The organism is Pragia fontium (genome assembly GCF_900638655.1).
Lineage (GTDB): Bacteria > Pseudomonadota > Gammaproteobacteria > Enterobacterales > Enterobacteriaceae > Pragia > Pragia fontium.
Window position 1 is genome coordinate 617,127 of record NZ_LR134531.1, and the last position, 13,465, is coordinate 630,591.

Consider the following 13,465-nt stretch of genomic DNA (forward strand, 5'->3'; position numbering starts at 1 on the left):
TTTGTCATTCTGGTGAAAACCAGAACGCGTAGCCGTAGGTGCTCAATAAAAAGGGCAAAAGATACAACTCACCGATTTTGTTTTATTTATTGACCGACCGTCAGTCAATTGCTAAGGTGTGAACATTCCATCATCAATTTAGGGACGATAAATGGCTGGTATCGCTAGAAAAACTGTAGTTCACCAAGGAGGGAGTTAATCGATGGGACATATCACACAACGAATCCGCTATTATCCTCTACGCTTTTTTGGTCTGGTTTTTTTATTCTCTTGGCTGCCATGGTCAGTGGCCGCTTACTTAAGCTATTTACCCGATATGCGGCAGTTGACGCTGGTTACTGCTCTGTTGGGGCTACTTGGCCCGGCTCTTGCTGCTTGGGTCATGCTGCGTACTTCCGGCAATAGCCTGCTACGACAGGACTATCGCAGCAGGCTATTTGCGCTAAAAGGAATAACCCCAAGCCGTTTGCTGATAATGCTGGGATTAATTCTGATTCCGTTACTGGCGGCAACTTGGCTGTCTGTACTGTCAGGGCATAGCGCAAGTCAGTTTGCTTTTTCTGCTGGATTTCTTCCTATGTTGCCGCTGGCGCTGATTGCCGCACTAATGGAAGAGTTGGGCTGGCGCAGCTACGGCGTTGACAGCTTGAGAAGCGTCTGGGGAATACTCCTACCAACCTCTCTGGCGTTCAGTGGATTATGGGCGCTCTGGCATCTACCGCTGTTTTTTATTCACGACACTTATCAGAATCAACTTTGGCAGGCGGGAGGAATTTATGTCGCTAATTTCTTCATTAGTATGCTTCCGGCCACCATCTTGGCTAATTGGTTTTATTACCGCTGTCAGCGCAGTATCCCAGCCGCTGTTCTGTTTCATTTTGCACTGGTGATGGCGGCGGAACTGATGCAGACCGAACCGTTAACCAAATGTCTCTGGACCATGATCTTATTGCTGGTTGCCGCTCTGTTGATTGCCATCGAACAAGACTTGTTCTTAAAAGCGCAGCCTGAAAATTGATGGACAAGGAGGTTGGTCATGTTGTTTCGGTGTATGACGCAGGATATTGCTTCTCGCCAATTTTTATCAAACGTAAATCAACTACGGCGACATTTGCCTCCTCCTTAGCATGATTGTACTGCGGTGGTTATTGCCGCAGAACCCCCTTTTTTTCCTTAGCTAATCAGTCCTCGATGGGGATTGACGGTAACTTTTTGATTAAATAACTCTGGAGTATTGATTATGACGAACGGTTTTTATGGCTCGACTCGTGGTTTGAGGTCATCCATTGGCGCAATTTCTTTAGCTGCCGTGTTTCTGCCAAGTGTTGTTTATGCTGATGCTTGGTCGCTCGGCGCTGGTGTTATGACCGAAAAATTAGCCTATCGGGAGTATAAAACTCAGGTTATGCCGATACCGATTGTGACTTATCAGGGGAAATATTTTTATATTAATGGGTTAGATACTGGAGTAAAGGTGATTAATACCGATACTCATCGCCTTAATATTAATATCCATTACTCGCCATTGAGCTTTAAGCCTGCTGATAGCGATCATTCGATGATGAAAAAGCTGGATAAACGACGTGCTTCAGCGATGGCCGGCGTTGGTTATCAGCATCATGCTGGCTGGGGAATCATTAGCGGCAGCGTAGCGACCGACATTCTGGGTAATAGCGATGGGGTGCTGGCGGATATTGGCTATCAGTATTCGTTTAAATTCGGCAAGTGGCAGCTGGTACCCGGTGTTGGGGTGCAATGGCAGAGTCGTTTATACAATGATTACTATTTTGGTGTCAGCCAGCGAGAATCGCAGCGCAGTGGCATGTCAAAGTATCGCGCTGAAAGTGCCAGTTCCGCTTATCAATCTTTTGCTGGCTATTATTCGGTCAATGATAACTGGCAGCTATTCTTGATGGGGCGTTATAACCACTTAAGCGATACCGTCAAAGATAGCCCGATGATTGATCGTTCTTATAGCGTGACCGCTGCTACAGGGGTTATCTATAAGTTTTGATAGGTAGACTGATATCCTTCCCAAAATTTGCACTAAGTAGAACATTTCCACTCCCTTGAAATCAGAAAACCTGGCGGATAATTTATTCGCCGGGGATTTCTTCGATACCCACTGTTTATTGCTTCATACCAGAATCGTGAGTGCTGTAACGGCTACTGTCAGAATAATGCTGATTTTTTCCTCCAAAATATATTAATAGATCGAGTAAATATGGTGGCTAAGTCTATTTTGTGATGATGATTAAATATATTAATCATTGGGGCTTTTATCTTGATTTGATTTTACTGGTAATAGTTTAGGTATTTTAATGAGTTGCATTTTGGGGTGATGTTAAATGATTGTGTGTTTTGTGTAAGTATGAATAATAAATATGAATATAATTCATCAAGTAAATAATATTAATAACATATGAGGTTTTAAAATGGGTTAATCTATATTTTATGATTAATTTGAATGAAAGTTTCTTGAATCGATCGTATTAAGATCTAATGTCTGGTTTATGATTTACTGATTGGCGTCTTCAGCTGTTAAGTCATTATTTTCTAGATTTAAATTTTTAATTTATTTTTCTATGGTTCTACTTTTAATTTATTAAAGGTAGATGCTACTATGCTTTAGATAGTGGCTTGCCATTCATTTGATGTTTTTTGTAACGTTGATTAATTATTGTTTTCATAATTATATTTAGCTTGATTAAACTCAGGTTAAATAAGTTTGTTTTGTGTCGAAAATTTAATGCTATTTAGATGTGGTAATTGTTGAGTAATGTGCGGCGTTCTAATTAACCAGTCGGGATTATATTGGTTATTTTTATTATGGAATAAAGTAAAGGGAATAAGTAATGAATAAGATTTATCGAATTATATGGAATAGTGCATTAGGCCAATGGGTTGTGACTTCAGAGCTAAGCCGCGGTAAAACAAAAACTAAAACTAATAAAAAAATAGCCGGTTTAGCTCTGGCATCTCTATTATCCACTGTGGCCCAACCAGTAATAGCTTGGTCAGGGGCAGCCTCTTGTGATGAATTTAACGTTTGTACTCTGAATAATCAGGAATGGGATTATGAGAAGGTCAACAATGGCGCAGGAGCTCTGACGATAGGTGACGGCAAGCAGTATACCGTTAATGGTCCATCAGCAATAAAAACAGAAGGAACTAACAGGCCTTCGATTACGAATACTACCATTAAGGATGCCTACGCTAATGGTTGGGCTTTCGGCGTAGGAGAGGCCAGAGATGTTGACCCAGGAACGTTAAATGGCCAATTGGAATTTGACGCATCAGCAAAAGAAACGGTTACGTTAACCAATGAAGCTGGGGTGGCGACTAACATTTCTATTTCCCCGGGTGCAGCATTGCTTAGCGTCGATAAGTCTGATGATGTGATAAATTCTATGCCAGCACCGGGTCCGATAACTTTTTTTTATGATGCCGGTTTTGTTAAGGTCACCGATGGTGTCGCTAATATTAAGGTTGCTGCCGAGCTGCTTAATCCGATTAGCCGTAATACCACTTTCGCTTTGGCAGATGGTACCGGTGCTAAATCCGCAAAAGTGGTATGGCAGAGTAGTAATAGCTATCGCCCACGAGTCATAGACAATAGTTTTCCTGTCAGCGGTGAGTCTGTTACCGGTGGTAAGGCATTGATGCATACTAACTATCTCGGCGAATTTACCGCCTATGATGGCTCGAAACAAAACGTGACCGATTTTGCTAGCTATAAGGTTTATCTTGATTGGTTGGCTAATGAAGTGAAGGCTGGGCGTATTACGTCTCAATCGGTTTATGATAAAGAACTATCAAAAGTTTATAGCACCAAACAATATTCTTATCGATACGATATTCCAAATTCAGGTGGCGGGATTGCCCCTGAACTGACTACTGAACGGTTAGGTGAGTCCTTATTGAAAGGGCAAGGGGAAAATGCCACTGTTGAGGTTGCCAAGGGAGCTGTGCTTACCCATTTGGCAGGGGGTTCTATGGCCGGCATTATAAAGCACGGTATGAATTCAACAGCACCAGGCTCACAAAGTGAATATGGTATCGTGGTAGTAACGGATTCTGCTTTAGGGATAAATAACGGCACCATCCGTTCACTCTCTGAAAGTAATATGACTTCTATACTGGTCAATAAAAAAGCCACCTTTATCAATAATAATTTGATTGAAGTGGGTACCTCTGATGCTGATGCCAAGAATACGCCACGGCACGCAATTGTGGTTTGGAAAGGCGGGGTATTTAAAAACGCCGGCACCATTAATTCTTATAGCCATAGCTCCGATTACCTCGTTCATGTTCGTGGCGCTGGCCGTTTTGAAAATACCGGCACTGTCAACTTAGCCGCTTATGAAAAAAAGAGCGGTGACAATAGGTATGAGAGCTTTCAAGGATTGGTTTTTGAAGATCTGGATAGTTCTTTCCTCAATGATGTTGATGGGGTGATTAACGTTGGTATTAATCCTGACAATAACGCTTATGTTGGGGTCGGAAAAGGTTCAAACGCCGTATTATTTACTACCCCGGTTAAAAATAACGTTACCTCGGAGAATAGAGGAACGGTTAACGTTGGGCAGAAAGTTCAGGGCAGTAACGTTTTTAGGGGGAATGTTGCCGGTGGTTCAATTAATTTCACCAATAGCGGTACCATTAATTTAAACGGTAACCGGGATAGTACCGGAAAAGAAGCGGTTGATGTATTGGCTAACGTTGCCATGTTTAGAAGCGGTGATTCCATCGACTCTGTCGCTGATATGTTTCATACCGGCACGATTAATGTACGGGGCTATGGCAATATCGCCCTTAAAGCGACTGAGAGTGGCAAACTGACTTCCTCCGGTACCATCAATGTTTATGGTAATAACACCACTCGGGGCTTTTTTAACTACGGCGCTTGGGCAGAAGGTAGAAATTCTCATATTAGCTTTACCGGCGGCAATATTAATCTGCGCGGAGATAATACCGTCGGGGTTTATGCCAGCAACGCTGGTAAAATTACCTTGAGCGGCAATAGTGCCGTGACTTTTGCCAATGGCACTAAGCAGATTGGTTACTATATCTACGGGGCGGGTTCGTCCATCACCAATACCAGTACTGGTCGTTTGGATGTTTCTACCGCTGACTCAACGTTAATGCGTATCGCTGGGGGTGCCAGCCTAATCGGGGTAGGCGGTGCGACGATGGCTGCCAGCGGGGATGGTTCGTCGATTATCGTTGGGACGGATGCGGGAACCACGGTAAACGCCGGCGGTTTGACGCTTGACGTCAGCGGTATGGATGCGACCGGGGTGAAAATTGAAGGCGGTGCGGTTGGTAACATCGATAATACCACCAAGATTAATTTAACCGGACGAGGTGCTGTTGCCGGTATTGCTGATGGTCAGGGGCATAAACTTGACGGTAGCGACAATGGGGCGATAGATAACACAACCAAATTGACGGCAGCGGCCGATCTCATTTCATCTCTTAATGGTGTCACCGGTTATATTGCCCGTAATCAGGCAAGCTTAATCAATTCCGGGAATATCCTCTTCACCGGTGATAATGCGACCGGTATTCGGGTGGCTGAAGGAGCCGTGGGCTCCAACAGTGGCAATATCACACTGAATGGTGCCGGTAGCGTAGGATTGATTGCTTCCGCCAATACGAAGAGAACAAAGCTGAGCTCTACCGGTAATATTACCTTAAACGGCAGCTGGAACGGCAGCGATGACACAACGCGTGCCGTTGGCGTATGGGCCGACGGTGAAAAGGTTGAGTTGACGATGGGGGATGGCCTGAAAGCGGCGTCCGTCAATATGAATGGGGCTGGCTCGGTAGGCGTAAGAGCCTCGGGCGGCAGTACCGTGACGCTAAAAGATAAAGTGGCGGTGAACTTTGATGCTAACCAGTCAGATCAAGTGGCATTTTGGGTATCAGGTTCGGGCTCTAAGATTAACACTGAGGCGGGCAGCGAATTAACGCAGGTTAATGGCGACGGCGCGACGCTGTTTTATGTTACCGATGGTGGTGCGTTTAGCGGCAGTCTGAATTTGTCGCTGTCCGGTAAAGAAGGCAGTGACAAAATAACCTCTGGTATCCGAGTTAATGGATTAGGATCTGAGGCAGTACTTGGGGCAAACAGTCAGATAACGGTAGGCACCAATGCCAATGGTGTATTAGCAGAGAATGCCGGTAAGGCGGTTATTGCTCGTGGAGCCGTATTCAATATTGTCGGTAAAAATGCGGTGGTGGGTAAGTCAACCGGAACCGGCAGTGTGGTTGAAAACAACGCTTCAGTAAGCGCCGGTGCTGGCAGCAGCGGCTCAATTGCCTTTCAGGCTCTGCAGGGTGGTACGGTAAATAATAAAGGTACTATCGATTTATCTAAGGGGAGTAACCATACCGCAATTAGTGTCGATAACGGCAATGTAGCCAATAGCGGAAATATCAGCGCCAACGGCACAGCAATTCATATTAAGGGTGAAAATAGTTCTATTAGTAACTCGGGTACGATTACCGCTGTAGATGGTAAAGCCACTATCCATGTTGATGCGGGGGCGGGGTTAGATCTGAATGATGAGTCCGGTACCGGCAAGATTGCCGCTAGCGGGACTGCCGACGGTATTTTACTGGATAAAGGGGCGGTATCACTTAAGGTTACCAATACCGAAATTGATATGAGTAATGTTATGTCCCGCGGTATTGGTATTAATAATGTGGGCGGGGTAAGTGGCATTACGCTAAATAACGCCCACATTAAAACGTCTGGCACCGGTATTGGTATTAAAACCGGCGCTTCGCTGGCGAAAACCAACTCCGGTACTATTGATGTGAAAGACGGTATCGGTATTTTATACCTTAATAAAGATAACAGCGCCGTCGCTGCTGATTTAGATTTTTCTGATTCAGCTGAGTTAACCATCAATGTATCAGGCAGTAATGGCGTTGGGATAAAAGCGACTCTTGATGGCAACAACCGGACGGTTAAAACCGGTGCCAGCGTTAATATACTGAATACAACGGGTGGCCCGGCGGTTGACGTGTCCGGTGCCAAATCAGTTAGCAACTCTGGCAATCTGATTTCAAAGTCGAAGGCACCTAAGGGTGGCGTACTGAATGTGCATGGTGCTGAAACCATCAATAACAGCGGTACTATTCAGGCCTCTTCCGCCGATATGGAAGCGATTGCCATGTCAAATACCGGTAATAAAACCTTTACTAACACTGGTGATATTACGGGTTCTATGGACTTTATTAGCGGTGATAATCAGATCAATCTGGCCGGTGGTAAGCTGATCGGTAGTATTAAAGCCGATGGCGGAGCCAATACCGTTACTGCGTCTGGTGGTTCGGTACAGTTAGGTCCCATAGTGTTAGCTGGCGATAAAGTTCAGACGGTAAAAGTGACGGATGGATCTACCGTTGGTGATGTGATTTTGGCGGGTAAGGCCAATCATCAGGTGTCGTTATCCGGTAAGTCGAAAGCGTTTGATATTACTCTGGGGGACGGTAGTAATACTCTGTTGATGGACAAGGCAGAAGTATCTAACGTGGTGATGGGCGACGGTGGCAATACCTTAGCCGCCACTGCAGGTAAGTTGGGTAATATTACGCTGGGTGAGGGCTATAACCAGATTAGCCTTACCGGTGCTTCAACTGCTGGAGAGATAACGCTGGGGCGTGGTGATAATCATATCGGTGTCGATGACTCGACCATTGGTAACCTGAGCGCCACCGACGGCAATAATACCCTAAGATTGAACAATGCAAAGTTAAGCGATATTACCCTGGGAAATGGTGCGAATAATATTACCCTGACCGGTAGTACTTACGGCAGCACCATGACGTTAGGGAATGGCAATAACACGCTAAGTTTGAGTAACAAAACCAGGTTGTTCGGTACTCTGTCAGTGGGTAAAGGTAAAAACAGCCTGACGCTGGCTGATAGTGCCAGTATCGTTGATTTTATCGGTGCCAATGGTGGGGAACACCAGGTCACGATTAAGGGTAAAGCGACTTTTGATAGCCTGAACGCCGGTATCGGTGGGGGCGATGATAGCCTGACCTTTGATGGTGTGAATTATACTCTGGCTAATACCTCTGCTATTCAGCATTTTGACCAGATAAATCTGAACAACGGGACCAACTTCACCACCTCTCAACAGATCCAAATGGGTGATACCAACACCTCAGCGGGTAAAATTGCCATTGATGGTACGTCATCTCTGGTATTTAATCCGACTGGAGCGTATACCCTGAATCATGCCTTGAGTGGAACTGGTTTATTGGACGTTCAATCTGGCACTTCCTTTGATTTTACCCGTACCAGCGGTAATCAATTTACCGGTACCGTGCAGATGAACAGTACCGATTTTGCGTTAAGTGGTTTTAATACTTCAGCCCTGACGAATGCCATTTTAGCGGTGATGGCGAATAACACCACCACGGTTGGAGAAGGTAATCAAATTATTGGTGGTCTGGTATTTAAAGGCGGAACCATGGACTTCGGCAGTCGCCTTCCACATAGCACTGTCTCTAAGGCTACGATTACGACAGGAATATTAGATACTCGCCAACGGGGTAAGATTAAAATTGTCCGTAGTCAGGTTGAGAATACTGCCGTTGCTGGTCCAGATCCATTACGTGGTTTACTGGATCAGCAAGGACGGACGTTGCTCAAGTTGGTCAGCGCTAGAGAGGTGGTTGGAGAAGCCGGTAATCTGGCGTTAACCGACGATGAAGGTAATGTGATAACCAATGTGTCCACTACTGCGGTGATGCAGGGTACCGACCATGCGGCCAATGCGCATTACAACTACCGTTTAACCACTAAAAACGATAATGGGCAAGCAGATGGCCTGTATGTTAGCTACGGCTTGTCGCAGCTTGATTTGTTAGCCCGTGGTGCCAGCCAACTGCTGATTGATACCGCATTGAGTAATGAAAAAGTGCTGTCAGCCAAAGTGACCGGTAGCGGAGATTTAGGTATCAAGGCCGGTAACGGTGATGATGCCTTAACCCTAAGCAATTTGGATAATAGCTATACCGGTGTGACCGATCTGCAAACCGGCACCCTGATCGTTGGGACTGATAATGCGCTGGGTAATACGTCACAGCTCAATCTGGCGGCGAACACTACTGCTAATCTTAACGGCAAAACTCAAACTATTGGTGAGCTGAATGGCGGAGCGCGTTCTACGCTGGCGTTGAACGGTGGTCATCTGACTGTGACCAAAGGTGGAACATCGTCTGGTGCGTTAACCGGTAGTGGAAACCTGACCGTGGCTGGTGGGTCATTGACCGTCAATAATGCCAATGCGAATCTAAGTGCCACTACGACAGTAGCAGCAAGCGCAGAAGCACTATTGAAGGATGTGTTAGCACTGGGCACGGGCAAGATTGTCGCGGATGGTGATGTTACGCTGGATAATACCACCGGCACGCTGGCGAATAGTGTATCCGGTAGTGGACAACTGAACAGTAATAACAGCAGTGATATTCAGTTAAGCGGTGATAACAGTGATTTCGGCGGTAAGCTGGCGATTGACGGTACTTCCCGCTTAACGGTGAGCGAGGCGCAACATCTGGGTAATGCCAGCGCGGTACAAAACGAAGGTGAGTTTATTGTGGATAATGCCGGGGCGATGACGCTGGCAGCCGCGGTGAGCGGAGCCGGCGAACTGGTGAAATCCAGCGCTGGAACCCTAACGTTAACGGGCAACAATAGCCATAGCGGTAATACTCGTATTAAAGATGGCATTGTGGCTATCTCCAAAGATAACCATTTGGGAGCGACCTCTAATCAAGTAGTTCTGGATGGCGGTAAATTGCAGGTAACGGAGGATCTGACCTCCGATCGTAATGTGACGTTAGCTCAGGCGGGCAGCGTCATCGTTGACGGTGATAAAACTGCCACTATGAACGGCTGGAATGACCAAGGGAATGCGGCAAATACGTTTACCAAAGAAGGTGTGGGTAAGCTGGTCTGGACCGGCGACAACAGCGCGAATACAGCGCAGCTGAATATTGCCGACGGTACTTTACAGGTTGAAAACCTAACCAATTTGGCCAGCGCTGAAGGCGTGGTGGACTTAGCGGCTAGCGGTACTTTATCTATCCTGAAGTCCGTGGCGGATGACCTTGATTTTACCCGTCAACTGGCCGGTAGCGGGAACATGAGCGTTGATTTAGGCGATAAAGATCGCACCTTGAGCCTGAATGCGACCAGCAATGGTGGCAATTTTACCGGTCAAGTGGTGATGAATAATGGCAAATTTGCGCTGGATAACGCCGCCAGTGCGACGATGGCCAATGCGAATCTGGTACTGGGCGGTAAGCGTAGCAGCGGTAAGGTGGGGAGTACTCAGCTTAACGGCAACAACACTCTGGGCAAATTGACCATGAACGGCGGACAGCTGAAAGTGGGTTACAGTACTGCCGACAATCGACCAACCGGGCATCTGACGGTGAAAGAGCTGGATGTAAGCGGTGGTGGCGATCTGGTGGTCACCACGCCGGGCAATCTGCCGAATCCATTACCAGCAACCGGTAGTTCGCTATTCGATCAAGATGATTATGTCTATGACCAGATTGTGACTGCCGACAAGGTCAACGGTGCTGGCAGCCAATTAGGGCTGACCGACGACGAAGGTAATACGCTGGAAGAAGATATTGTTATCCGCCTTGATCAGGATTCAACGCCGGCTGGTAATGCTCATTACAACTATCTGGCGGTGGTGAAAGATGACGGTATCCATATCGGCTACGGATTACGGCAGCTCGATGCTTTTGCCGGCCAGTCGGTGATGCTGGATAACAGCACCGCGGTGGATAACGCACTGGGGGCTAAATTGACCGGTGAGGGCGGCTTTACCATTAATGCGACCGGTACGGTACGCATCGGTAATGCGGCCAGTGATTACACCGGAGCGACGGACATTAAGCTCGGTAAGGTGGAGTTAATTACTGATAACGGCTTTGGTCAGACGTCCGCGTTAAATCTGCAAAGCGGTACTGAAGTCGACTTGAACGGTAATAAGCAGACCGTTGGTAGTTTGAATACCATGAGCGGTAGCCTGATTGATATCAATGGAGGCCAACTGACCGTCAGCCAAGGCGGACAAATGGATGGCAAATTTACCGGTCTGGGTTTATTAAGCCTGACGGGCGGTATCCTGAATCTGACGGAAAACAGCAGTTTGTTTATGGGCGCTACCACTATCGATAGTGGAGCAACCACGCGCCTGACCAAACCGCAGGGGTTGGGACAGGGCACCATTACGAATGAAGGGTTACTGCATCTGGACGGCGCGGTGGGCACTTTGCTCAATAACTTGAAAGGCAGCGGTAAGGTGCAGTTAAGCGGCAGTGCTAACATGACGCTGGGTGGCGATAACCGTGATTACGCGGGTAACTTCACCACTGAAAGCGGCAGCACGCTGGGTATTTACAGTGATACTCATCTGGGAACGGCTGAAGTAAATAATGAAGGTACGCTGGTGCTGGGCACGTTGAAGGATGATGCCATCTGGACGCTGGACAATATCGTTTCCGGCAGCGGAAAAATCATTAAGCGCGATGGTGGAACGGTACAGATTGACGGCAATCAGGTCAGTGCATCGTTAACTGAAATTGAAAATGGTCTTCTGGTGGTAGGTAGTAAAGCGATCAGTCAGGCGAATCGGACAACGTCGGCCAGCCTGACCAGTGATGTTTCTATCAAGAAAGGCGGTGCGCTGGGTGGTTACGGTAGCGTGATTGGTAACGTGGTGAATCAGGGTACCTTGCTGGTAGGTTCAATGGTGAATCGCGGTACTAAGGAACAAGGTACCTTTACCATTAACGGTAACTATACCGGCGATGATGGCTCGGTGATGTTTAATACCGACCTTGGCGGTGATAAGTCTACCACTGACCGTTTGGTGATTACCGGCGATACCGCAGGTAAGTCAGACGTTGTTGTGGGCAGCGCTCGCGGTGCCGGTGTGCAGACCACTTCTGACGGTATTAGATTGATTGAAGTGGGCGGGCGTTCCAATGGTCAGTTTAACCTGAATGGCCGTGCCGTAGCCGGGGCGTATGAATACTTCCTGTATAAAGGAGGCGTTGCTACACCGGATGATGGTCACTGGTATCTGCGTTCATCGTTGACTAGCACCTCGCCAGAACCGTCAGTTTATCGTCCGGAAGCGGCTGGCTATATGGCTAATATGGCAGCGGCGGGGCGTTTGTTCAGTCTACGCTTATCCGATCGTGATGGTCGGGCGGAAGATTCCAGCATGTGGCTGCGTCAGGCGGGTTCACGCACTAAGCACCGTGATAGCAGCGGTCAGCTAAAAACCGCTACCAGCAGCTATGTCATACAGGGCGGTGGTGAAGTACTAAGTACACAGTTCGGTCGCGATGACCGTCTGGGTCTGGGTATGATGCTGGCCTACGGTAGTGCGGATAGTAAGGTGCGTTCAAACTTAATCAGCACTCGGGCTAAGAGTTCGATTGATGGCTACAGCACCGGTCTTTACGCCACTTGGTATCAGAATGCAGCCACGTTGAACGGCGCTTATGTAGACAGTTGGGCTCAGTACAGCTGGCTGAATGCAGAAGTTAACGGTGATGAAGCCGATAGCGAACATTATGATATGGATGGCTTTAGTGCTTCGTTAGAAGCGGGTTATCGTTTACCGATATACCAGAGTACTAACGGTGAAGTGTTTATCACGCCACAAGCGCAGGTGAGCTGGAACGGTATTAAAGCTGACAAGCATCGTGATGCCAGCGGTTCAATGATTAGCTCTTCGGGAGAAGACAATATTCAAACCCGTCTGGGGGTTAAGATCTCTCGCGATGGCGTCAGTGATAAAGATAAAGGCACCGATAAACTGTTTACCGTTTATGCTGAAGCTAATTGGTTGTACAACAGCCAACAGGCTGGGGCAGTTCTGGACGGTGTTGAGGTTAAGCAGCAGTCAGGCAGCCGCAACGTCGGTGAGCTGAAGCTAGGTACTGAAGGCCAAGTGAATAAGAACTTGAGCCTGTGGACCAACGTGGGTCAGCAGGTCGGAGGTAATGGCTACAGCGATACTTCTGTGACGTTGGGGGTTAAGTTCCACTTCTGATTTTAACCGTTTAATAAAGCGTACAGTGTTTGGCACTGTGCGCTTTTTTTGTTATGAGGGAATGACGGCACAGAGTGATTGAATACCTTATCGTCATACGGATTCAAAACATCTTCGTCATTCCGGTGAAAACCGGAACGCGTAGCCGCAGGCGTAGCAAACATTCGCATAGCGAATGGCCTGAAGGGGAGCGCAGCGAATCATCTAATGTTTTCGCTTAACGACGACGCTTGGCTTAAGAACGAGGTCCCCGCTTTCGCAGGGATGACGGTATAAATGTGGGGATGACAATATAAATAGTAGTCAGAAATGCATGCTTATTTTTCTGGGGAGCCTTCAATACAGAGGGCGTTCGC

At 47.2% G+C, this 13,465-nt stretch carries 3 protein-coding genes; all 3 read left to right on the forward strand.

The genetic code is table 11. The features are described 5' to 3' along the window. Positions 1-202 precede the first annotated feature (202 nt). The 3 genes from EL341_RS02520 (at position 203) to EL341_RS02530 (ending at position 13,109) form a co-directional block, all read left to right on the forward strand. Positions 203-1,018: a CPBP family intramembrane glutamic endopeptidase gene (locus EL341_RS02520; protein WP_126466933.1), complete on the forward strand. Its 816-nt coding sequence runs from the start codon at positions 203-205 to the stop codon at positions 1,016-1,018. A 222-nt stretch (positions 1,019-1,240) separates the two neighbouring features. Then, positions 1,241-2,014: a MipA/OmpV family protein gene (locus EL341_RS02525; RefSeq protein WP_074820369.1), complete on the forward strand. Its 774-nt coding sequence runs from the start codon at positions 1,241-1,243 to the stop codon at positions 2,012-2,014. 841 nt (positions 2,015-2,855) lie between these two features. Then, the gene (locus EL341_RS02530; protein WP_126466936.1) at positions 2,856-13,109 is read left to right on the forward strand and encodes an autotransporter outer membrane beta-barrel domain-containing protein; all 10,254 of its coding nucleotides are present in this window, start codon (positions 2,856-2,858) and stop codon (positions 13,107-13,109) included. Positions 13,110-13,465 lie beyond the last annotated feature (356 nt).

Coding starts and splice junctions, on each gene's coding strand:
- EL341_RS02520 (WP_126466933.1), top strand. CDS start 203: ATGGGACATATCACACAACGAATCCGCTATTATCCTCTACGCTTTTTT.
- EL341_RS02525 (WP_074820369.1), top strand. CDS start 1,241: ATGACGAACGGTTTTTATGGCTCGACTCGTGGTTTGAGGTCATCCATT.
- EL341_RS02530 (WP_126466936.1), top strand. CDS start 2,856: ATGAATAAGATTTATCGAATTATATGGAATAGTGCATTAGGCCAATGG.